Raw genomic sequence first — 22,765 nt, forward strand, 5'->3', positions numbered from 1 at the left:
CATTGGTTGACGTGCACCGGGCCGCGTCGTGTGCTCCGGGGTGTTGGCTATCAAGATAAGGGCGGCTTCTCAAACTCGTGTGCCGGATTGGGTGATGTCGCGATAGTTGCCGTAATATCCAATCCGAAGCGGATCGTCTTGACGTTGAAGTACCTGGACTGCGGCTGATTCGACCATCCTCTCGCTTGTGGGCGAGGATGTGTGTGACCACCCTGTCACAGGCGAGTCGATATTTCGTGAACGCGGTTCGTAAAGTAAAATAACTTTGCAAGTGGTCTAGTGGTCGATGACGTTTGGGGCATTATGAAACCCACGTTTCAAGAGATGCGTTCTGCTTTACAAGCGCAGCGCATGAAAGTTAGTTTTGATACTTACGATCTTACATGCGATGAGCTTACGAGAAGGATTTTAAAAAAGAGAATCGATATTGCTCCTGAGTACCAGAGGCAGTTTCGGTGGGACGATGAGAGACAGTCTGGCCTTATCGAGTCAGTTCTGTTGGGCATTCCGGTTCCTAATTTATTTATGGCAACTTCTTCTACTCCAGATGAGGCTGTTGTTTGGGAAGTTGTGGACGGACTTCAGCGTAGCCTCTCGATTGTCAATTTTATTCTTGAAGGGGAACAGCGCGAGGAGTTGGGCTTGAAGGCTCCTCTATGTCTTAAGGGATTAAGCAAGCTGCCCGAGCTTAATGGATGCTGCTTTTCGGATTTGCCAGAAGATATGCGCTCGATTTTTCTCGATCGCCCAATAAAGGTAACGGTTCTGAATGACAAAAGCGATCGCCAGGTCCGTTTCGACCTCTTTGAGCGCTTGAATACAGGAGGCATATCATTGACATCTCAAGAGGTGCGATCCTGTATCTATCGCGGAGTTTTCCTCGATTTAATTAATGAGCTGTCCTCCAATGTTGATTTTCGAACCGTTGTTGTTGTCCCCAAAAACCGCCAGTCAGATGGTAGTCTTCAGGAATATGTCCTCAGGTTTTTTGCTTATTTAAACGGTGTAGAGGGTTTTAAACACTCGGTTAAAGAGTTCCTTAACTCCTTTATCGAGAAGGGCAATCAATACGATGAGAAGCTGCTTGATGAATATAGAGATGAATTCAATCGGGTTATGAATTATCTTGCTCGGTGTTTTCCGAATGGGTTGAAGCGGGGCGGAAAGGGACTAACTCCCGCTAACGTGTTTGAGGGAGTTTCTGTTGGGGCTGCACAGGCTCTCAGAGTATGTCCACAGCTTGAGGTGTGCAGTAAAAACAACTGGATCGATTCTAAGGCTTTTCGTGGGTATACGACGTCTGCAACTAATTCGCTTCCTAAGGTAAAGGGGCGGATTGCTTATGCAAAAGAGGCTTTTTTGAATCATGGATACATTGAGCCTTAAACCTCAGATCGATCTTTTTGAACAGTCCATGTCAGAACTTGAGCTGCTTTTGAAGTCCGCTAATATTTTCGAACAGATCGGCGATAGAGAATTGAATCCCTCTCCTGATGACATTCTGTCAAAGACGGCTAAAGGCATTTCCTTTGTATTCCTTTTTTCGGCTTATGAGCAGCTGCTCAAAGGGACTGTTCGAGCTGTTCTTGAGACAGCCAATTCTTATAGGGGAAAACTGAAAAACATGCAGGATGGGTTTATAGCAGCGGCCTTAAACTCATCCTTTCGCTCATATGCTGATGCGGCTAACGTAAAAACCAAAATCTGTAACGTTAAGGGCGTTCGGTCTTTACTCGACTCTTATGTTCGCGACTTGAAGTTCACGGATTATTTTCCAGATGACGGGAGCTATATGAAGTCAACTCAGGTTAGGACTATCTGCAATTTATTTGATTTGGGTGACCCCGCTCCAATTTTGGGAAGAGCCTGGAGTCATATCGATGACTTCCAAGATAAAAGAAACGCAATCGCTCATGGTTCGGTCTTGCCTTCGACAATTGGAGAAAACTACTCTGCTTTAGATATTGAGACGTTTTACACGGGATGGAGGGACGGCTGGGTTGCCTTTGCCGAGCATACTGAGAAGGAGAGTTTAAATCCTAGATTCTGGACCAGGCGATAGCCGGTACCGTATAGGTTAGCGGGTTTGGCGGAGTCTGCGACGGGTGTTTCGGGTTTAGACATAGGAAACGGGGTATGCATAAACAATGCCAGATATCCACCTTGACTCCAGAGATCTGTTTAGCTGGCAGCTCATCATCGACGAGGGCCTATTCATTGGTCGTATAGTGAGACATGCAGAAAAATTTCCCAATGAGGCAATCGCTCTTGATATCACGGCGCTTCCGTTCATAGCTGTTGCTGTACACGATGCGATTCCTTTCATTAATAAGAAACTCGGCCTTCATATACCTCAAGAAGATTTACGTGTAACTCGCATTCGGCATATGACAAAGTCTCTCAGCTCGAACAAAATTAGCTTTTATGATTATCTTTTAGAAGCCCGAGCCGTAATAGATCAACTCAATAAACAATTCTATAGCGGCCCCTTTCCAGCGCTTCTCAATAGGTTTCGAAACAATATCGGAATCACCTATTACGGCGAACTTCCCTGTTATGCAACCTTTTCTTCCATTCACCTCCTTACCAAGGACTCATCGGAGCTTCTCGGTTCAAGCGCCACTAGCTTTCCGTATGAAATCGGGTAGCGCGCAGAGATGTGGTGTAAGAGGCGGGGAATGCCCCGCCTCCGCCCTTTCTTGAAAGGGAGGGGACACCGCCTAGAATTCGTCGTTGGAGTAATGAAGGTGACGAATGGAAGGAAAGGCGATGCCCCAAGAAGAGAGTGTACTGCGCCTCGGCCGCGACGAGGCCCTCGAGGCGGCGAGGCTTTGGCAGGAGTGCGGCGACGCGCGCGAGTTCGCGTGCAGGGTGCTGGGCAGCGTGATGAACGCGCTGATGGACTCCGAGGCCCAGCAGATGTGCGGCGCGAGCCGCAACGAGCGCAGCGACGGCAGGGAGAACAGCCGCAACGGCTACCGCCCCAGGTCGCTCAAGACCGCCGTGGGCGACGTGGAGCTCGAGATACCCAAGCTCAGGCACGGCACCTACTACCCCGAGGGCATGCTCGCGCGATGGTCGCGCGTCGACACCTCGGTGGCCGCCATCGTGCAGGAGATGTACGTATGCGGCGTGTCCACCCGCAAGGTCGAGCGCGTGGCGTCCAAGCTGGGCATATCCTCGCTGTCGAGCTCGGAGGTCTCGAGCCTCTGCTCCGACCTCGACGCCGAGGTGGCGGAGTTCCGCCGCCGCGACCTGTCGGGCACGCCGTGCTGCTACCTGTGGCTCGACGCTACCTACATGAGCTGCAGGGTCGGCTCGTCGGTCGTCTCGCAGGGCGTCGTGACCGCGATCGGGCTGGGCGCCGACGGGCGCAAGCACTTCCTGGGCTGCGACGTGGTCGACACCGAGAGCGAGGACTCCTGGGCGGCATTCCTCGGCGGGCTGCGCGAGCGCGGGCTGGCCGGCGTTCGCCTCGTGGTCTCCGACAGCCACGCCGGGCTCGTGGCCGCCGTCTCGCGCCTGTTCCAGGGCTGCGCCTGGCAGCGCTGCGTGACGCACCTGCAGCGCAACCTCCAGAGTGTTAGCGTCAATATATTTTTCACCATTTTCACCAACGTATTTTCGCCAATCGCGCCAACGCGGATGCGCCGGATTCGCTTACGCGGATGCGCCGCTTTCGGCGTCTAGGCTCCCTCCTCCTTCCCGTCCTCACCGCCGATGGATACGTCCTTCAGGCGGTACGACCGTCCCGTTATCTTGATCATCGCGCAATGGTGGCAAAGCCTGTCGGCCACCGCCGAGGCCGTGACGTTGCTGCCGAACACGTCGCCCCACCTACCCACCGGCACGTTGGTCGTGACGATGGTCGACCGCTTTAGCGCGTAGCGCCTGTTGACCAGCTGGAACAGCAGGTCGGCACCCTCCTTGCCGATATCGAGGTAGCCGAGCTCGTCTATTATCAGCAGGCTGCAGTGCTCGTAGAACCGCATCCTGCGCGCCAGCGCCTCCTTCGCCGAGGCGTGCTTGAGGTCCTCGACCAGCCTCGAGCAGTCGGCGAAGTACACCTGCTTGCGGGCCATCACCGCCTCGTGGCCTATGGCTATCGACAGGTGGGTCTTGCCGACGCCCGGGCTGCCGACGAGCACGACGTTGTCGCCGCGGTCGATGAACTCGAGCGTGGCCAGCTGCTCGACCAGCCCGCGCGGCACGCTCGGCTGGAAGCCCCAGTCGAAGTCGGCCAGCGTCTTTATGTAGGGGAAGTTGGCCATCCTCGTGCGGCGCTCGTCGTCGGCGCGCCGCTTGAGGGCTATCTGGGCGTCGGTGAGCTCGAGCATGGCGTCGACCAGGCCCTTCCTCCCGTCGGCGACGAGCCTGACGTACTCGGGCACCGACGACGCCATGCCCTCGAGCCCCAGCTCCTCGAGGTTGGCCGCCAGGCGGCTGAGGGGGCTGGCCTGCACGGCGGCGCTCACAGCGAGCCCCCTATCGAGTCGAGCAGGCCGAGGTTGGCCGCGGCGGCCGCCTCGATGTCGCCGGCGGCGTCGCCGAACCACCGCTTGCCGGCCATGGCCTCGGCGTAGTGCGCCGGGTCGTAGGCCGGCCCGCCCGCCACGTGCGTGGCCACCAGCTCGCCGCCGACGTAGCAGTCCATCGCGCCGCCGGGCATGCAGACGATGCGGGCGGGCCTGCCGATGCAGCGCCTGGGCACCGACATGGGCTCGCCGTGCGCGCTCACCAGCATCGTGGCCGGCACCCTGGCCACGCGCACCACGTCGCCCATCGCCTCCTCGAGGGCGCGCAGGTTGCCGACGGGCAGCAGCGCGTCCTTCTCCTCCATGAACAGCGCGGAGGGAGGCAGCCCCGTGGTCTCGTTGGGCTCGGAGTTGCTGGCGTCCTCGATCCGCGCGACGATCTCGTCGATGTCGTCCAAGCCGTCGAAGTCGCCCTGGTAGGCCATGAGCCGCGACAGGAAGCGGTTCGACGACTCGACCTTGCCCTTCGTCTGGGGGCTGCGCGGGCGGCACAGCTTCAGCTCGAAGCCGGCGGCCTTGGCGAACTCGTACGCGCGCTGGACCTTGAGGCGCCGGCCGCCCTTGACCGTCACCAGGGCGGACATGTTGTCCGTGACCCACTCGCGCGGCACGCCGCCGAGCCTCGCGATCGTGGCGTACATGCACCTGACCAGGTCGTCGGTCGTCCTGGTCCTCGACCGGATGAATATGTGCCTGCGGGAATGGCCCAGCGTCGCCGCGAACACGTTGAACTCGAACAGCTCGCCGTCGCGGTTCGCCATCTTGACGGACTCCTTCCAGTCGAACTGCAGCTGCAGTCCGGGCGGCGTCTCGAAGCGCGGGTGCGGCTCCGGGCCGCCGGAGGCCCCGACGGCGATGCCGTTCTTGCGCATGAACTGGGTGAAGGCGTTGTAGCCGGCCAGGTCCTCGCCGGGATACCTGTGCAGCAGCCACTCGTGGATGCCCTTCTTGGTGACTCCCGGCAGCTGCGCCTTGGCGGCCACCTCCTCGATGTGCGCGTCGAACGAGCCCGCCCTGTCGCCGCGCCCGTCGTGGGGCCGCCCGCCCTCGGCCCTCCAGTACGACGCCACGGTGTGCCTGTCCTTGCCGTAGCGCTTCGCTATGTCGCTGAAGTTGGGCTTTATGCCCGCTTCCCTGTACATGTCCAACTCTCCGATCAGGTTCTTCTCCGCCACGGCCCGCTCCTCCCGAAAGCATCGTTCGCTCGTCGATCGAAGCGTAAGCCCCGGCGTTGGTGGAAATGGTGAAAATGCGTTGGCGCAAATGGCGGGATTGCGTTGGCATGATTGGTTGTTGAGCGTTGGTCAAAATGGTTGTTTTTACAGTAGCGCTAACACAGAGCGCCTGCTCGGGCAGGCCCGAGGACTCCAAGGCGGCCGTCAGGGACCTCGTGCACGCCTCGGTCTACCAGGACGACCCCGACCTCGCGCGCTGCGTGTGGGCCGAGGCGGCGCCCTGGGTGGCGTCGGTGTCCGCCAGGGCCGGCGAGGTCTTCGAGCAGGCCGAGGACTCCGCGCTGGCGTTCACGGCCTTCCCCAGGGCGCACTGGGCCAAGCTCCGCACCAACAACGTCCAGGAGCGCGCCAACCGCGAGATCAAGCGCCGCTACAGGGTCGTGCAGTCCTTCCCCTCGAGGGAGTCGATGCTGCGCCTGACGTGCGCGAGCCTCATGGAGACCGAGGGACAGTGGTCCCAGCAGCGCGTGTTCTCCGAGGCCTCGGCCGCCGAGGGCTTCGCCGAGCCCGCGGACAGGCCGGCCCCGACAGAGGGGAGGCGCCGCGCGCTCGGGCGGCGCGCCAGGGAGACAGTGGACGAGATAGTCGAGAGGCGCGGTCTCAAGAAGGAGTAACATCGGGACTTGCAGCGACGGACCTCGGGACGCTCTTACACCACGTCTGCGCGCGCCACCTGAAATCGGATACCATTCGGCGTTTTCTGGTGGCTATTTATATCGTTTTTCTCAATCGTATTATGCAGACCGGTCTGTTTTTGATGTTTCAGCCTTTGAAACTCGTTCGAATGATCGCCGATTCGAAGATTTGGCCAAAAAGGCAAAATTCATTGGATGCAAGGACGACGCGATTTCCTTTTTTCTCTCTGAGCTCCTTATGCTGCTTGTATCAGTTGATGTTTTGTTTGAAGCAGGATTCTTTACTGACGCGGTTTTTATTAAGTATTCCTGTTTGAGTTTGGACCATGTCGCAAGGGCTCTTCAGATATTTACTACCTTTGCAAGGACCCATGCGGAGCTTGATCTTTGTACGAACAGGTTTCTGTCTGAAGTCGAGAGGCTTATTCCGAGAGAAGATAAGAGATGGATTAAGCGCGCTCACCCGTTGCGAAACGCATTCATGCACTACGACTTTTCGGAGAAGCTTGTGTCTGATCCTTCCGGTTGCTCCTCCTCGTGGTCAATACTCGATATAGCCTGTAATAACCAGATGGGATTGGATTTGCAAGGGTTTAAAACTGAACTTATGGCTGTTCGCTCCAAGCTGGAACGCTCGCTTTGTGAGTTAATCGCCTTTCCAAGATTTGATCCGTTAAAGGTTCCTTGGGGTATGTAAGGCGCGGATGCCATTGCTGACAGCGTTGTCTGTATCGATGGTTTTCCTGTCGACGCCGTGCGCGCCGTCTCGCAATAAACAGCGGTGTTCAAGCGGACAAATATTCTTTTAGTGTTGTTGCTATCTCGCCTTGAGCAATTCTACTCGTGTGATGGCGTTAAAGAAGGGCTTGAAATATGTACGATCTCGATAACCGTATCGATTTAATGCGATTGCATTCTGACTATCGAAAGCTGTGCGGTTCTGATGAAAGGGGTCGAGCCGCACTCATGGAGCTTTTCAATAGGGAAAAAATTACGGGGTGGCACGCGACTAGGGTGCTCTCGGAAGAAGAAATAAGGCACGGGGGACTCAAAGCATATTCAAAAACTGAGAGATTGATCGGTTTCACAGTTTATACGATATCGTTGGGCTAGATTCAAACAGGATTGATGCGGTTCTTCGGATAGCGAAGCATTATTTAGACGAACATCCTCGTCGGAGCAACCATGTATGTTTCTATCTGCTTGAGTCTATGAGCAACCGTTATTCGAAATATTCAGCGACTTTGGGTGGGGAAACGTTTAGGTGGTCGGTGGAGGGCGGTTTAGGGCCTGGTGCGGGTGAGAGGCTGACGGAAATGGGAATACCGATCAGGGTGAAATTTGCCTTTAATTTTAATCGTATCCAGCCTTATGCTCAGGATCCAATTATGTCAAAGTTTGTAAAGGCGCTTGACGGTTTTTCCGATGCGGATCAGCTCTCGCTTGAGGTTGATGGGGCTATTGAAGGTTCGATTGCTCCGCAGGACATCTTAGTGATCGAGCCGCAGTCGGAACAGGTTCATGAAGGATTTCTGCTCTCCTAATTTGAATTGACCCCTTGGAGTCCAGGGGATAAAGTAAATATAGCGGTATTGACGTAGTCAACCTACGGGCCTACGTCCTGCGGAGAGACGGCTGTTCTTATGGATGGCCGTCTCTCTTCATTTAAGGAGTTGGTATGTCTGATAAGCCCTTTTTGACTATCGATGAGCAAGTTCGACTTCTTGAATCTCGCGGTTTGGATGTCGATGAGGATACTGGTCCCACTCTGATGCGTGAGGGCTACTACTCAATTGTCAATGGTTATAAGGATCCATTTCTCGATACTGGCAAGAGTAGAGAGTCTGGCGAAGATCGGTATCTTGAGGGCATATCGTTTTCGGATTTATATACTCTGTTCACTTTTGATAGAGAGCTAAGGTCTCTTACGTTTCGATATTTGATTTTGGCTGAGGCTAAAATCAAGACTGCGGTCGCCTACGCTTTTTCGAATGCCCACCGAGCTCCCGAAGCGTATCTTCTCCAGTCAAATTATTGCGATGAAAATGAATTTGCTAGCGCCGGGAAAAATGGGGCCAATTTCGCGCAAGAGATTGCTGGCCTTACGTCGGTTTTGGGTCGTAGGGTATCTAATAGCAAATCAGATTTCATCGCTCATTACCGAAATTCATATGGTGCGGTGCCCATTTGGGTGCTGGTGAACGACCTGACTTTTGGGAATATCGAACATTTCTATAACTTAATGAAGCCCAAGGATAAGTCTGCGGTTTGCAAAATGATTGTGGACTCGACGGGTAGGACCGGATCACACAAGCTCGGGTTTTTCAGTGTGGATGACGCGAGGGTTTCGATTGAGGTCCTCGTTAAATTCCGTAATGTTTGCGCCCATGATGAGAGGCTTTATTGCGCCAAGGTCGGTGGGCGCAAAAACGTCAACTACATTCGAATGGTTTGGATGCTTGAGCGCTATCTGACCGAGAATGAGTTCAAACGGTTCATTAAGGAACTCACTGAGCTTCTTATGAGATATGTTGAGACGTATGCGATTAAGCACGTGTTAAACCAGATCGGTTTTGTCGAACTGCTGCAAAAGACGTCAGGCGGAAGCTTATTTGAATAGCTGGTTCGCTGCTGATGCCTGGTGCTGGTCCAGGCCTCCGTGCCAGTTGAGGCCTTGGTCTTACACTGGCTGGTCGAGCGTCCAGTCGTGGAGCCGCAGCGCCATGTCGTATTCCGAGCCGTCTGTCTCTTGCCTGCACAGGTCCACGGCACCGTTGACGATCTGCGTGACGCTTGGGCGGGCGGCATCGTTTACGGTCACCTCCGCCGTGGTGCGCAGGTAGTAGATCCCCTTGTCGTTTTGGGGGTCGTTTCTGTCGTTGTCCATAAAGTAGAAGTAGATGCGGTACGTGCCCGACGCCGTGAAGTCAAAGGTAAAGTCGTGGCCCGCGGCGCCCAAGCTGTAGTAGCTGGCCCAAGCCGGGCGCGACGGGTCGCAGACGCTTTCCTGGCTGCCACCGTCCCAATAGGTGGGCACGTCCATGCGCGCCTTGGCCTGGGACGAGCCGTTGACCTGGGTTACGTGGAAGGTCGTCGCGGTGCCCGCGGGGGCGTCGTTCCACGAGACGGTGAAGGTGACGCCGTTTTGGGTTGCCGTGGCGGAGTGTGCGTAGCCGGTTTGTGACGTGGTGGAGATCGCCTCGGGCGTGGGGGTGGCTTGGACGCGGAGGGATGGGGTGGGGGTGGTGCCGGGGGTGGCGGCGGTGCCGGGGGTGGCGGCGGTGCCGTCGGCGCTTTCCGTGTTGACGGCGCTGGTGCCGGTGGACGTTGCGGTGCCGTTCTCTACGGTATCTGCTGCCGCATTTGTGTTGCTGTCGTCTTCAGCTTTGGCTGTGTCGCTGCTCGTGGCGTCGGCTTGTGCCTGCTGCTCGGCGGCTGCTTGAGGCTGGATGGCTTCCGCGATGGCTGCCATGGGCATCGTCGAGCTGACCATGGACGTGCACGCGATCACGCAGAACAGGTAGTAAAGGGGTCGTTTCATAGCGGAGCCTCTCGGTGAGCAGCCAATAGGGTCCGAAGGCAGCTCCAGGCCAGCACTCCGCACATATTTTATTGGGTTTATTTTACGGTAATAGACTGTGGATAGAGGGTCCTGTTAATAAAATTGGGGCACGGTTTTTTGTTCCGCACCCCTCAAATCAAATGCTGTGCCGTATTGTTGGCAATCAGCAGTTATTCAGGATGGTTCCTACGCCTCCGCGGGCTCCACGCCCAGCTCGTTGCGGACGAGCTGGAAGGCGGCGGCGATGGCCTTGTCCATGTCGTAGTACTTGTAGCCGCCCAGGCGACCGGCGAAAATCACGTCGCCCTCCTGCGCCGCCAGCTCCTCGTACTGCCTGTAGAGGGCCTCGTTCCTGGCGTCGTTGATGGGGTAGTAGGGCTCGTCGCCGGGCCTCCAATCCGCCGGGTACTCGCGCGTGATGACGGTCTTCTCCTGCGTGCCGAACTCGAAGTGCTTGTGTTCGATGACGCGCGTGTAGGGGACCTCGCGCTCGGTGTAGTTGACCACGGCCACGCCCTGGTGGTCGGCCTCGTCGAGCGTCTCGGTCTCGGAGCGCAGGCTGCGGTACTCGAGCGTGCCCAGCTTGAAGTCGTAGAACGCGTCGATGGGGCCGCAGTAGATAGTCTTGGCGGCGATATCGGGCTCGGCGGCGGCCAGCTCCTTGGACAGATGGGGGCTGGAGGTGGGCTTTGGGTTGGATGGTGGTGTTGGCCACAGGTTATTCTCGGTTATTCTGCAGGGTAATATTATTTTGTAATGACCGAGTAAATTTGACCTTGGCGCGCGTGATTGTCTGGTTTTGTTTGGAGGACGTTTTATCTTGCATCGTTCTATGTTTATTTCTGCTGGAGAGCTTGGTCAGCCCCTTGATAGCTCAGTTATTGCGAGGATGTTTAATTGTATTCAAGGTGACTTGGATGGTTTTATTGCTGCATTGGAAAAGGCGGAATTTGAATGTAGGCTGCCAGCTCTAAGTTCTCTCTGGGCTGATGTCCGCCATGAAAATGCTCAAGAAATATTGCATAATCAGCTTCGTGTTGATGGCATGTACTTACAGTTTCCTGAATACATTAGTTTACCTAAGGGGGCGACTGTTTTTCGTGCGCGAAGTGTCTCTTCTTCTCTCGATTATGGAGCTCAGTTTATTGACCAGGGTCAACTGTGGGAGCCACCGAATAACTGCGTGACCAATTTTGGGCGATTGAACAAACCCGGTGAGAGCTATTTATATGTCAATTGCGGTGACCCAGTCACGACGCTTGACGAAGCCAGGGTGAACGTTGATGACCAATTTGCTTTGATAGCGTATGAGGTCGCTAGACCTATTAAAGCTATTGGTATTGGTGTTTATATTCCTTCCGAAGTGCGTAGGCTGTTTGGGCAAAGCCCGACTGCATTCGGACAATACTGCCTGCTGCATGATTATTCGCATCAAGAGTTTTCTCGCCCCTTTGAAGTTCTCGGTGAGACTACCTATCAATTGAGCAATGCAATTGTTGATGAGTTTTATTCATACGAACCCTGTGTTGCTTATAGTCCTGTGGGCGGTGGCAGAGGGCTTAATTTAAGAATGACTCCGGATGTCGCACATGGAAATTTGTCAATTCGAGGGATATATTTTGGAAGGCGCTCCGCCAACGCACTTAAATCAATGATTGTCGACTTTGGGCGCTGGCATTATTCCAGTAAAGCTGGACGTTACCTGTGTCTTGAACATTCCAAGAACCCTGTTTGTCTTAATCATCTGTTTTTTGAAGATGAGCTTGTCTGTCCAGGAACTGAGTGCGAATCGGAGCTGTACTCGTTTTGCGGCTATCGTCCTAACAGACACGGCCATGAACTATTAGCTTTGCGATAGGGGGCACAGCGCGATTTAAATAGGCCAGGTTGAAATTATAACTGGCTGTTGTCGCTAGTGATGTCATTGCTGCATCTGCTCCAGGGTGATCTCACAAAGCTAACTGTTGCTTTAGCGTGAGGGGTTTCTTCTTGAACATAAAACTCGGCCGAGGTTTTGTGTGCAGTTAGTTGAGGGCTAGTGTATCAGGGGATCCTGATGGGGCGCACCCTGGGAGCCATGGACGCCTAGAACGGATTACCCTGTTCGCCAGGCAGGCCATGTTAGTTGTCGGCAGCATTGATGTAGAAATGCCCGTTTATTAGGTCGTCGATGTATGCCTCTCTGGGTTCGAACTTGAGTGGACATGCGATGTTGCCGTTTTGATGCTAGGCGTCCTTTCATGGGCGGTGTTGCTTCGGGCCGATACATATATCTGGGATTCAAGGGGGAATTACTTTGGCAGATTTAGTTCATGTTTTGCCGCTTCAATCGGTGAGCGACGAAGCCCAGGAAGCGCTTTCAAAGATTGAATATCTCGAGGGCGATTCTGCAACCAAAGTGAAAGAGTATGACGGTGTTGTGCGGTCATTTTGGGAGGTTAACCAATTGTATGAACAGTTTCGATGGAACTACGGTGAACTGCGGCGCCTGGTTCCGTGCGATCGGTCTGACTTCTTGCCCGACGGCTTTACCAGCGGTGGTTTTGGCGAAAGGACTGTTGTTAACGCCGCCTTTGGTAATTATGTATCCGCAGCCCGTGGTCTTGTCGATAGAATGCAAGCGGTCATGCGGGTTTATGATCGAGGTTCTGAAAAAGAACTATATAAAAAATATTGGAAGTTGCCTTCTGCTTGGTATGACCGAGGTGGCCTCTATGTTTTTATGTATGAGATTCGAAATCCCGTTCAGCATGGTCAAACCGTTGTTTCGCTTGTTAGGGAAAACGGTTTGATTAGGGTCCGATTTGATCTTGACCAAATTGCCGATTTGCGCGACTACAATACCTCGCCAAAGCTGCGCGCTTTTTTAAGCAAGTCAATTTCGATAATGAAAGAACGTGATTCGTCCGGCTGCTCGTACCTTTGCTTCAGGTATACAAACATGAAGTACCAGGAGCTTGTGCTTAAATTATTCTGCCATTTTCTGGATTGTGCTGAGCCTAGAATACGTGCCGTTCGCAGAGATATGAAGAAATTGCTATCGCAGCACGGTAAAGCTGTCGGCAAGTTAGGCGGCATTTCCTTTGTTGCATATCGTGACGGTGATATAACCCATGTTTTTAATGAGGTTGACGTTGATCCAGTTAAGGATTTAAAAGATATACGCCGAAAGGCGCAGAAGCATCTAAAGGATGTTCAAAATGCAGTTACGGCTGAGCGTAGATCAATTCGCTAGAGAAGATCACACTCATGTTTCGAAGTCTTTCTTTCTTAGTCGGCCGAGATATCGATCGAGTTCGTACAAGGCGTCAATGTAGACTTGAGCTGAGTTGCGGATATCGCGCATATCTAGGCAACACCGTTCAAAATGTAGCTTGCCTTTTTCTGTTTGAGTGCGGCGGCAGGTCATTAGCGCGATTTCGTTATCCTCGACACTGTCGGTTTCTTCGAATCCTTTTGGTGTGATGCGATAGATTACTGCGCCCGGATATGAGTCGAGAAGACTTTTCCTTCGCACATCAATACAAATTCGCCCTTCTGGACCAAAGCCGTACCCCTCATGCCTTGTCGAATTTAAGGGGTGTGCAATTACGATTGAGCGAACCGCCTCAAGATAATTACGCGCCTCTGTGAGTTCATTCTGTCTTGAGAACTCGAATTTGGTTCTAATTTCTTCTTTCAAGCAAGTGTAATTAATCTGCCAGTATGCATCTTTAATCCAGGTGGCAAGTGCTACCAGAAATACAGTGTCCTTAATGTTGGGAGTAAATCCGTCTTTGATGGCAGCATTGAAGTCCTGAATGCTGTAGTTGGCCTTAAGAATAAGATCAGACATTAATTCATGGTGATCTGGGTCTTTCCAGGGCCACTTCTTGCGAATGCCGCCTTTGCCTTCGCCCAGATCGTCCGTGTTTTTTAGAGGTTCGATCGATTGCACGTTGTTCCCGTCTACTTGAGTTCCGCTGGGCTCCTCGTCGTTGCACGTTGTTAATTATCATAATGACTCGATGGCAAAGCGAGGGGTTGGGTCACATTTTCTGGTACCGTCAAGTTTCTTTCGCAAATTGATTTAGCCGTCCTCGGCTCCGTCTCCTTCTAGCCCTCCGCTTTTCCCTTCAGCTCGTCCATCTCTTCCGGTTTGGACATGTCCAGGTACCTCCTCTTGCCCCATTCGTGCTCCGCCATGCACTTCAGCCTCGCTGACACCAGCATGAGGGCCGAGTTGCCGTCCGGGAAGGTTCCGACGGCCCTCGTCCTCCTCCTGATCTCGCGGTTGATGCGCTCGATCCCGTTGTTCGTCCTGATTCGGTGCCAGTGCTCCGGCGGGAATTCCGTGTAAGCAAGTGTCTCGGCGAGCCCGCCGCGCACCGTCCTCGCGGCCGCTCCGAGCCGTACCGACTCCAACTCGTCCGCCACCTCCTCGGCCTTCCTGCCGCATGCCTCGCGCGTGGATCGCCTTCAACATGCGCGCCACGGCCTTTCGCCTGGTCACGGAACCCCTCCCGGCACGTTGCGGTAGAGATGCACCGTGCAGCGCTGGCAGCGGGTCCCCCGGGGAACATTTCCTCGAGCGCGCCGAGCATCCCCGTGCACTAGACTCGACCTCCCCGGCCCCGGTGACGAGCTTTCTGGCGTAGTGGCCGCCGCGGTGGGCCTCCCGGCCCGCCGCCCTCTCGTAGCGCCCGGTCCCGACGAGCCCGGACGCCTCCTCGTCGAGCAGCGCGTTGAGCGTCTCCTCGACGGTCTTCCTCACCAGATTCTTTGTGTCCTTGCGCAGCGACTCCTCGTCGACTGATACGATGTTCGCAGACACGGCCCCCTTGGCCAATGATTTGTTGTTTTGCCGCAAGCAATCATATGACGGGACACGGGCCGTGTTTCGCTATACGATTGTCAATTTGCGAAAAAAATCATGCGTCACCATTGCGCTCCTTATGGTTGTCAATCCGTGCTATCAACTTTCTCGGCTTCGCAATGGCAGGCTTCATGGGTGTTCCTTGTCGTGTGTGCTTCGCTTATTTAGTTTCTATGTCCCTGATGACAGATGTCGCTGAAAACTTCAATCAAGTTGGCACTGCGCAGCATCGCGTACGACATCTCGGATTGTTTGTGCGCGGCGTTGTCGCCCGCCTCGATTCCATACGCTACGGCGCCTGGGGCGTGCGTCCGTCGATTTCGAGCACGTGGTAGTGTCGAGAAAGTTGGTGTAGCGTCCGATCCGAAGCGAGTCGGCCCGGCGTCCTGGAGCCTGGAACACGGTTGATATCCTATGCCGCCTCGATCCTGTCCGTAAGCTCGAGGCCCGATTCGATTATCTTCCCGGCTCCGCTTCCAGCCGCGCCCAGTCGACCGTCCCTTCGATCTCGCACGTGAGACCCTCGTCGTAGAGCTCGCTCATCTTTGCCTCCGAAAAGGCACCTCGACTCCTGCCATGCCTCGTCCTGCTCGCTCATGACCGAGCCGGCCAGACGCATCAGCGATGCCGTCGAGGGGAACGCCTGCACCACCCTCGACCTGCACTTTATCTCGCGGTTTGTCTGCTCCTGGACGTTGGTGATGCGCAAGCGCTTCCTGTGCGACAGCGGGAAATCGTGGTATGCCAGGGCGTCCGGCTCGGCCTCCTCGAGGATTGCCACCGCCCTCGGGCAGCACCCTTTCAGCATGTCGCACGCCCGCACGGTACATGGCGGTCACGGTGGCGGCGTCGCGCCTGCGGAACACCTGTGAGACGATCCTGCCCACGCGGCTCCTGAGCTGCCAGGAGCCGGCCTCGCGCATGCAGCCGCGGCAATGGGTGCGGAATCGCGTACTCGTTGTCGCTAGATGGCTTCTACATTAAAGTGATATGTAAACAGGGTTAATCTGTTCTGGATGTAAGGGGATTGCGTGATGAAAACTCAGTTATTGGTTTACAGGCAGCAGAATTGCGGATTCACGGAAACAAATGACCTTACGATTAGGGAATTTAGCAAGGCGGACGCATTCGATGCCTTTGATCTAACAATCATTGACCTGCAAGATAATCATTTATGGAAAAGCGATTTCTCTAACGATAAGCTAATGTACGATCATGCGGACATATCCTCTATCCGGCAAATGATGCTGCAGTCAAATAGTGCTAAATGTATCGTCACGCTCCCACAAAACTACAGGTATTCATATTGCTATGGATATAACCTGGGGACTCATGCGGAGGAATACAAGCACAATAAACCGCTAAAGGATTTTATTAAAGATTTTGCTGACTCTCCGATAGGCGAACTGTTCCCCTTGCCGCTTCGAATTTGTTTTGGAAAATCGAAAACTATCCTATCAAATAAAGAGTTTCATTCAGATTTTTCTTTCAGCACGCCGTTTACTGCTTCTTCTAAGCCACTATTAGTTTCGAACGCTTCTACAGTTACAGCTGTACTGATATCCGAGACCTTCGCAGCTACTACTCTTCAGATTAATAATAATGACGAACTATCGACGGTTGTTGATGGTATTTTTCCAGCTAAAGTGCAGCCTGCTCGTACTCCTGATTGGCTGGACGAAGTTGAATATCATGATGAAGAAGCGCAAAGAGTACGAATTAAAGAGATTAACGAGAAAATGGCTCTCCTCAACGAGGAGAGGAAAGGAATTGAGGAAGTTCTTTCTGATTATCAGAACATTAAGTCGGTCCTTTGCACCAAAGACTTCGACCTCGAAAACAAAGCTCGTCATCTCTTGGCAAAGATTGCCGAGGTTGATGAGGACTTTCAAGACAATAAGGAAGAGGATTTTAGGTTCTCATACGATGACACTCTCTTTTTAATAGAAATAAAAGGTAGCAATGGTGGGTTAAAACGACAGCATGTGTCTAAGACATATGATCATGTCCAAATTAAAGCCGATGCTATGGAAGACGAAGGATGCTCCGGTAAGTTAAAAGGTGTCCTTATATTTGCATCGCAAATTGAAATTAGACCCGGAGAGCGCGATCCGTTCCCTGCTACTCAGATTGCAATTGCTCGTAAAAATGACATTGCAGTTCTTTCGACTGAGACGTTGCTTCGTTGCTATGAAGCCTATATAGAGAAACGTCTGACTTCGGCTTCTTTTAAGGAGACCTTGCGTCAAACGTGTGGGCTTATAGGCATAGATGCGTTTGGGTTAGACGCATCCGATCACTGCTAGCGAATAGTGAGGGTGGCGACTGTGGTGAATTTGGTGTACCGGTCAATCTCAGTGGTCAAAGGCCAAAAGTTAAAAAATCGTACATAATTTATGCACCAAGGCGCCATTAATTGCATGATTCGATTTCTCATAAGCTGTTTAATCAAAGCAAGAATGGGAATAAAGCTTACTGCCCATCGCGAATTGGCGATGGGGTACGCTACTGCCGTCAATATCGCAAACGACGCAATTCCGACGTTCGCAACATTGACACCAGCGTTGCCTGCGGCTAGCTGGATAAGGGCTTCGATGGTCATAAGTACCAATTCCTCGCTTTCGTCTAGTATGCCATAGGCAAGCATTGCTTTAGGTGGCCGCGAAAGCGTTGGCTGCACTTGCTGCGCCTTTAATTAGCCTGTCCGGGGAGGGTTAGCCGCCGCTTGTTGATCCGGACAGGTTGATTTATTTGGGGGTATTTTGGCCGAGTTCGATATCACTCGTATTCCTCGATATAGTTCCAAAAGTTCATATGCCCATTTTGATCATAGGGTTTCTTTTGCCGAAGCTCAGACCAAGATCTTAGATTCAGAGTACGTTTCCCACCACGCGTTCTACCCTTTAATTTCCAACGAGATCATTGCTGTTCGGTATCGTGGAGGTAAGCGAAGCTGCAAGGTTCGCAATATCGCTTATGCCTCTCATTTTGATCACCGCGTCCTCCAGTACTACTCTTATCTGTGGTCGGACTTATATAACAAGAAGGCTATTACCGAAGAGTTTAATGAGGTTGCCGTAGCATACCGCTCTTCCCTTTCATCAGACTGCGCCGTAACTGCTGCCAGCAATATTTCCTCAGCTAAAAAGGCTTTCGATTATATACGCGAGCAAGATTCGGCTTTTGTGCTTACGGGTGATTTCGAGAGCTTCTTCGACAACTTAAATCATGCTCATCTAATGACGTCGTTGCGTTCGTTGTTTCCCAGTGGACGCTTACCGGACGATCACTATCAAGTCATTAAAAATATCCTTCGCTATTCGTGCTGGCCTATTGCTGATTTGGCTGCTCGACATGAATTGCCATGGCCAGCAATCGATCCTACTCGGGAGAAAATGATCAATGAAGCGGCTATCGAACTTCGGTTCAAGTCTATTCGTGAACTTAATACGCTAGATGTTATCTTGCCAAAGTCTGAATTTCTTGCAAACAAGAGCAATATTATTACCAGACCTTGGGTACGGGATGGCTCTGCGCTGGGCATTCCTCAGGGTCTTGCCGCAAGCGGAGTGCTCGCTAACATTTATATGGCCGATATCGATATGAAAGTCAGACTTGCCGTTGAACGAGTTGGCGGCTTGTATCTTCGTTATTGCGATGACTTTATTGTTGCCGTTCCAAAGTCTGGCTTTGATGCACTTGTAGAAGCCATCAATTTAATGGCCGATGTCGATTCCGTTAAACTGCAACCTGAGAAAACCAAGGTGTTCCGGGTTGATGGCAACGGAGTTGCTCAGCTTGATTTTGAAAGCGTTTGCGCGGGTGAGGTTCTTTCGTATTCCGGTGCACATCCGGCGCAGAAAGTCAGTTTCCTGGGGTTTGACTTTGACGGGCGCATTGTAAGACTTCGACAGTCTACGGTTGGAAAGTACCACAAACGTCTCCGTGAGGCGGCCACTGCGATTGCGCGTTCTAATGAGGGAGAGGGGAGACACGCATCAAAAAAGCGCGTCTCCGCTCTATATCAACATTATTCACCACTCGGTATTAAGGGAAGAAGGCTATGCCCCTCGGGTGATGCTGACCCTTCTGCATTTTCTCGCTATGGGAACTTTCTTTCCTACGTAGCGAGAGCCCAAAAGGCGTTTCCAAATGATCCGATTGCCCCCGACGAGGCTAAGATTTATAGGAAGATTAAACGCTTGAGTGCTCGGTAAACGATGGCTTTAGCGCTGGATTATTCATAGCCATAAATACTTAATCGATATCGGCCAATTCCGATCACCGGGTAATAATTGATGTGCCTTCACACCGTCGCGGAACTATGCTTCTGAAACTCGTGCCGAACATCAGAATGATATGACAAGAACGGTAGTGTCGCGAAAGTTGGTGTAATGGACTCCTTGGCCCCTGTGTCCAGGATCCGGAATCTATCGATATCCTAGGCCGACTCCACTCTGTCGGCAAGCTCAAGGCTGGATTCGACCATCTTCCCGGCAGTCTTTTCCAGCTCGGCCCAGTCATGACAGCACGATGCTCCCCTTCGCAGCGCCGCGTCGTGCAACTCGGCCATCTTCCTCTCCGAGAAGTAGCGCGAGGTTGCCATGGAAACGGCCAGGATAACCCCGAAAGCGGCCTGAACGCGCCATGGTGCGCGTATTCTAGGCGAAGGCACGGACCCTTCCGAGCCAGGACGGGCCGCTCGCTCGGCCAACTTTGGCGTACCCTGCTGGAACGGCTTCCGTCAACATCCGTAAAACTACCGCAAAGAGGAGGCCACAGTGATAGATAAGAGGCTTATTGAAGCCGTTCCCGGAGCCGAGAGACTTAAATCCGCAATGATTACCCCAGAATTGTTTGTTAAGGACCTCATGCAAGACTATTCTGGGCGTCCGTTATATACATACGAGGAATGGACGCGCGAGCTCATCAACCACTCTAACGCTTTCAAGGAACTGACCAGAGGTGCGGAGTTTCATGCGCCCGTATCCGAGGCAAATGGGGAGTGTGATGCGGTATCAGACGCGTATCAGTTAGATTTCAAGCTCATCTTCGGAAAATCCATGATGCGCGCCGTAAGTCTCACTTCGTCAAGGCGAGTTTCAGACCGCGGAATAACTTTAGAACAACTTTGCAGAAGTCATGTAAAAGAACAGAGAGGCTTACGCCTGCATGCAATTCTCAGGGATTACAGTCTCGCCAAGCTTGACGAGCTTCTAAAAACTGAGAGTAATAAACAATTGAGCGAAGAAGACCGTGAGGCCCGAGGACTTCTTCGCTCAATCAGTCATTCGAAAAACTTGCTGCTAATTTATCCTTGCCGCTTTGAAGGCATCGACAGACTGCCTGAACTTGAGGAAACCGCCAACGCCGCACTTTACTATGACTTCCGGAACGTGCTCGACGTCCGACGGATACACCATCCCGGCAAGGACACCTTCCTTTCATATTTTTGCGACGACCGCATGGTTGTCACAAGAGCGAGCGGGCACGGCCTATCCAAGTTCGACGATATCATGGTCGCAAAAAGCAGAACATACATGGATATTATGCGTATGCGTGATCCCGGAGAGTATCAAAGGCTGCTCAAACTTGTTTAACCGACCGCAAGGGCTAGTTTTGTGGACATCAACCCAAGATGGGACCTGCCAAGAGGACCGGACGCCGCTGCGCTCGGACTCGTTTTTCTGCATTCAAAAGCAACGCTGAGCTCGACCTCACGGCTTGCGCCTGCTGCTCGGCGGCCTTCTGAGGCTGAACCCCCTCTGCAATGGCTGCCATAGGCATCGTCGCGTTGACCATGGACGTGCACGCGGTCGCACAGAGCGGGTGGTAAAGGGGGCGTTTCATAGCGGAGCCTCTCGGTGTGCAGCCAATAGGGTCCGAAGGCAGTTTCAGGCCGGCACTCCGCACATTTTTTGTTGGGGTTTTACGGGAACCCCAGTCAACATCAGCGACCTTTCTGGGGTATGTTGGTTGATCCGGGGTGCGCAAAACAACAGTTTCAAATATTGTTGCTTCCTGTTCAATTCTGTCTATCTACAATTAATCGCAAGCGTATGACCTGAGGAGATTGTTTACAGGTGGAATCGGTCACTATTCATTGGATTGTCTTTTATGTCTTTATCGGTTTGTCGAGCGTTCAGCTTGTCCGCTTTGCTGGGCCCTTGGCGATCGGAGGGCAATACACCGTCGAAGAACTGTATCCCTCCGATGAGTCGGGCAGGCTGAACGTTGCCTACCGAATTCTCGCTCCAACAATTTGTTGCCAGCTCCCGGTGTTTATTATGGCTGCGATTTGCGATGCGTTTTCAGTTCCAGGTCCTTCGCTGCGATACATGCCTACCCTTTTCTATTGGTTGTTTCTTGGGGTAATCAAGCATGCAAGGGGTAAATTGCGGTACCGGACTCTTCCTTTCTCATTCGAGGCGTTCATGTCTCTTTTGCTGTCCGTCGCATTCGATCACTTTGTTATCGATGGCTATCTCGGAGGCCAGGGGCTAGATGTGCTTGATACTTCGAGTATTGCCTTTGAGTTTGAGCTGGCATTATTTGGTGTTGTGACCTTTTGGATTTCAACCTTTTTTAAGCGTTATCAAATTAAGTTTAGCCGTGTGTACTCAAATGCCGCTCCATCATATGTCGTTCCTTCGGACTCCGTATTTGGTTACTCTTCAATCGATACGGGTGAGGCCAGGCTCTTCTCATACGAGCGCGAATATGGCGATCTCTTACCTCAGCGATTTTCAAGTGATCTTCTGTTGAGAAGTGTTTTCTTTGCAATTATGGCGATTGAGGACGGGAATCGGCCCGAGTTTATCCGAACGATCGAGCGCATGGCAGCTCATTTCCATTTGGCAAAAACCACTGGAATAATGCAGCAGACGAGCGATGCTCCTTTGTCTGATATGGATAGCGTTAAACTCGCAATTCCCTATATTGAGCGCATGTGGGACCAGTTTCTTGTTGAATTCGCCCGTTCTGCCGAAGGGGCAGGGGGAGACGCCCTACGAATCTTCAAGTGTTACTACACCTACGATTACTGTATGTTGTCGCGGACTATCCGCAATCATTTTGCGCCGTTTTACGGGGACTATTGTGGAACGAGATTACTTAATGCTAATCGCGTATTTTGCGATGTTCTTGAATTTGAGGAAAGGCAGCGCTACGGATTGCTTCCAAAGACGGTTTCTGCGACTGGATCGATATGCGCCACTGAGCTTGGATGGCTTTCTGGGGAGTACTGTTATTGGGCCGATTACAATACGGTTGTATCCTGCCTGAATGAAAATGATGGCAATGGCGTTAAACTGGTCAGCAAAAATGATGTGAATAAAACCCAGATAACCGAGACGACCTTAAGGCTTAAGGAGCAAGGTGTTTCCGTTCTTGAGGCCAAGTATGTGCCCGGCGCTTCGGCGACCATCGTGTGCATCGGCGATTCCTCGAAGATTTCGAGTACTGTCGGTAGTGACTGGATGGTTGTTAGCTAGGTGAATCATCTTTGCCTTTCCGCATATTGATTGCGCATTCTCGTGCACGGACGCGAAAATGCTTCGCATTAGTTTCAACGCGAAGAGTATTTGCTACATGATTAACTTTTTTGGATGCGCAATTACTGCGCATCTAGGTTAACATCCAGTTAGTGATGCAGTTGTCGTGGGCTCTACGTGAGGCGATGACAAAGGAGGGTCGTTGTTTGGTTGTTATCGGCAACGGCCCTTTGATTTTAGGAGTTACTTTGGCGATGGAATTTTAGACTTTCGCTCAACTTATCGAACTCCTAGAGAGTCATGGCGTTCTAACTGATGCCGCTGCGCTAGATTGCCTGAGGCGCGAAATGAATATTTGCTCGTCGGAACACTGCTGAATATTGGGTCACCTGTGCGGTTCGAATTTTCAATTGTCGAGCAGCTTTGTCTCCGATGAAGTCTTGCAATTCT

22 protein-coding genes and 1 pseudogene are annotated in these 22,765 nt (G+C 52.7%); 13 read left to right on the top strand and 10 right to left on the bottom strand.

All coding sequences use genetic code 11. From position 1 onward, the window contains the following. The first annotated feature begins 303 nt into the window (after positions 1-303). The 4 genes from DW661_RS02905 to DW661_RS02920 all read left to right on the top strand — a co-directional run bounded on the left by DW661_RS02905 (position 304) and on the right by DW661_RS02920 (position 3,690). Positions 304-1,386 carry a DUF262 domain-containing protein gene (locus tag DW661_RS02905; RefSeq protein ID WP_118934527.1) on the top strand — a complete coding sequence of 361 codons (1,083 nt, stop codon included), beginning with the start codon at positions 304-306 and terminating at the stop codon, positions 1,384-1,386. Next, positions 1,367-2,062 (top strand): HEPN domain-containing protein, encoded by a 696-nt coding sequence (locus tag DW661_RS02910; protein ID WP_118934529.1) that lies wholly within the window; start codon positions 1,367-1,369, stop codon positions 2,060-2,062. The genes DW661_RS02905 and DW661_RS02910 overlap by 20 nt, the downstream gene beginning before the upstream one ends. Before the next feature lie 85 nt (positions 2,063-2,147). Continuing rightward, complete coding sequence (locus DW661_RS02915; protein ID WP_118934531.1) at positions 2,148-2,648, top strand: hypothetical protein; 501 nt, start codon at positions 2,148-2,150, stop codon at positions 2,646-2,648. Positions 2,649-2,769: 121 nt separating this feature from the next. Continuing rightward, complete coding sequence (locus DW661_RS02920) at positions 2,770-3,690, top strand: IS256 family transposase (protein ID WP_233547441.1); 921 nt, start codon at positions 2,770-2,772, stop codon at positions 3,688-3,690. On the opposite strand, the gene istB is transcribed toward DW661_RS02920, so the two are convergent. Further along, on the bottom strand, positions 3,687-4,475 hold the full coding sequence (gene istB, locus DW661_RS02925; RefSeq protein ID WP_118934533.1) for an IS21-like element helper ATPase IstB: 789 nt from the start codon (positions 4,473-4,475) through the stop codon (positions 3,687-3,689). The genes DW661_RS02920 and istB overlap by 4 nt on opposite strands. Beyond that, entirely contained in the window at positions 4,472-5,710 is a 1,239-nt protein-coding gene (istA, locus tag DW661_RS02930; RefSeq protein ID WP_118934534.1) for an IS21 family transposase, read from the bottom strand. The genes istB and istA overlap by 4 nt, the downstream gene beginning before the upstream one ends. 134 nt (positions 5,711-5,844) lie before the next feature. Between istA and DW661_RS02935 the strand changes: the two genes are divergently transcribed. The 3 genes from DW661_RS02935 to DW661_RS02955 all read left to right on the top strand — a co-directional run bounded on the left by DW661_RS02935 (position 5,845) and on the right by DW661_RS02955 (position 9,025). Beyond that, on the top strand, positions 5,845-6,384 hold the full coding sequence (locus tag DW661_RS02935) for a transposase (RefSeq protein WP_118934634.1): 540 nt from the start codon (positions 5,845-5,847) through the stop codon (positions 6,382-6,384). A gap of 1,292 nt (positions 6,385-7,676) precedes the next feature. Continuing rightward, positions 7,677-7,949, top strand: a complete 273-nt coding sequence (locus DW661_RS02950; protein WP_118934540.1) for a hypothetical protein — start codon at positions 7,677-7,679, stop codon at positions 7,947-7,949. 134 nt (positions 7,950-8,083) lie between these two features. After that, positions 8,084-9,025, top strand: a complete 942-nt coding sequence (locus DW661_RS02955; protein ID WP_118256117.1) for an Abi family protein — start codon at positions 8,084-8,086, stop codon at positions 9,023-9,025. 60 nt (positions 9,026-9,085) lie between these two features. Here the strand turns inward: DW661_RS02955 and DW661_RS02960 are convergent, their stop codons facing one another. Together DW661_RS02960 and DW661_RS10270 are read right to left on the bottom strand one after the other, a co-directional pair. After that, a complete protein-coding gene (locus DW661_RS02960; RefSeq protein ID WP_118934542.1) occupies positions 9,086-9,946 on the bottom strand; it encodes a hypothetical protein in 861 nt (286 codons plus the stop codon). A gap of 207 nt (positions 9,947-10,153) precedes the next feature. Beyond that, on the bottom strand, positions 10,154-10,807 hold the full coding sequence (locus DW661_RS10270; protein WP_199584841.1) for a UDP-galactopyranose mutase: 654 nt from the start codon (positions 10,805-10,807) through the stop codon (positions 10,154-10,156). Here DW661_RS10270 and DW661_RS10095 point away from each other — a divergent pair. Continuing rightward, positions 10,788-11,825, top strand: coding sequence for a hypothetical protein (locus DW661_RS10095; RefSeq protein WP_147356413.1), 1,038 nt, complete (start codon positions 10,788-10,790; stop codon positions 11,823-11,825). The two genes, DW661_RS10270 and DW661_RS10095, sit on opposite strands and share 20 nt — an antisense overlap. Before the next feature lie 438 nt (positions 11,826-12,263). Next, complete coding sequence (locus DW661_RS02970) at positions 12,264-13,202, top strand: hypothetical protein (RefSeq protein ID WP_118934544.1); 939 nt, start codon at positions 12,264-12,266, stop codon at positions 13,200-13,202. Between the two features lie 12 nt (positions 13,203-13,214). On the opposite strand, the gene DW661_RS02975 is transcribed toward DW661_RS02970, so the two are convergent. The 4 genes and pseudogenes from DW661_RS02975 to DW661_RS10495 form a co-directional block, all read right to left on the bottom strand. Beyond that, complete coding sequence (locus tag DW661_RS02975; RefSeq protein WP_118934545.1) at positions 13,215-13,904, bottom strand: hypothetical protein; 690 nt, start codon at positions 13,902-13,904, stop codon at positions 13,215-13,217. A 158-nt stretch (positions 13,905-14,062) separates the two neighbouring features. Beyond that, entirely contained in the window at positions 14,063-14,383 is a 321-nt protein-coding gene (locus tag DW661_RS10275; protein ID WP_370448137.1) for a transposase, read from the bottom strand. Positions 14,384-14,624: 241 nt separating this feature from the next. Continuing rightward, positions 14,625-14,780, bottom strand: a pseudogene (locus tag DW661_RS10490) (IS256 family transposase); the annotation flags it as partial. 454 nt (positions 14,781-15,234) lie between these two features. Further along, positions 15,235-15,630, bottom strand: a complete 396-nt coding sequence (locus DW661_RS10495; RefSeq protein ID WP_118934547.1) for a transposase — start codon at positions 15,628-15,630, stop codon at positions 15,235-15,237. Between the two features lie 223 nt (positions 15,631-15,853). Here DW661_RS10495 and DW661_RS02990 point away from each other — a divergent pair, with 223 nt between their 5' ends. After that, positions 15,854-17,128, top strand: a complete 1,275-nt coding sequence (locus tag DW661_RS02990; RefSeq protein WP_147356415.1) for a hypothetical protein — start codon at positions 15,854-15,856, stop codon at positions 17,126-17,128. Here DW661_RS02990 and DW661_RS02995 read toward each other — a convergent pair. Continuing rightward, the gene (locus DW661_RS02995; protein ID WP_118934549.1) at positions 17,125-17,424 is read right to left on the bottom strand and encodes a hypothetical protein; all 300 of its coding nucleotides are present in this window, start codon (positions 17,422-17,424) and stop codon (positions 17,125-17,127) included. The genes DW661_RS02990 and DW661_RS02995 overlap by 4 nt on opposite strands. Positions 17,425-17,584: 160 nt before the next feature. Here DW661_RS02995 and DW661_RS03000 point away from each other — a divergent pair, with 160 nt between their 5' ends. Further along, the gene (locus DW661_RS03000; protein ID WP_118934551.1) at positions 17,585-19,039 is read left to right on the top strand and encodes a reverse transcriptase domain-containing protein; all 1,455 of its coding nucleotides are present in this window, start codon (positions 17,585-17,587) and stop codon (positions 19,037-19,039) included. Positions 19,040-19,263: 224 nt separating this feature from the next. Here DW661_RS03000 and DW661_RS10430 read toward each other — a convergent pair whose 3' ends face one another. After that, positions 19,264-19,395: a hypothetical protein gene (locus DW661_RS10430; RefSeq protein ID WP_255413169.1), complete on the bottom strand. Its 132-nt coding sequence runs from the start codon at positions 19,393-19,395 to the stop codon at positions 19,264-19,266. Positions 19,396-19,603: 208 nt separating this feature from the next. Between DW661_RS10430 and DW661_RS03005 the strand changes: the two genes are divergently transcribed. Then, a complete protein-coding gene (locus DW661_RS03005) occupies positions 19,604-20,422 on the top strand; it encodes a hypothetical protein (protein WP_117635105.1) in 819 nt (272 codons plus the stop codon). 483 nt (positions 20,423-20,905) lie between these two features. After that, positions 20,906-22,315: a hypothetical protein gene (locus DW661_RS03015; RefSeq protein WP_117635106.1), complete on the top strand. Its 1,410-nt coding sequence runs from the start codon at positions 20,906-20,908 to the stop codon at positions 22,313-22,315. The last annotated feature ends 450 nt before the right edge of the window (positions 22,316-22,765 follow it).

The sequence above is a fragment of the Collinsella sp. AM24-1 genome (assembly GCF_003470325.1).
Taxonomy (GTDB): domain Bacteria; phylum Actinomycetota; class Coriobacteriia; order Coriobacteriales; family Coriobacteriaceae; genus Collinsella.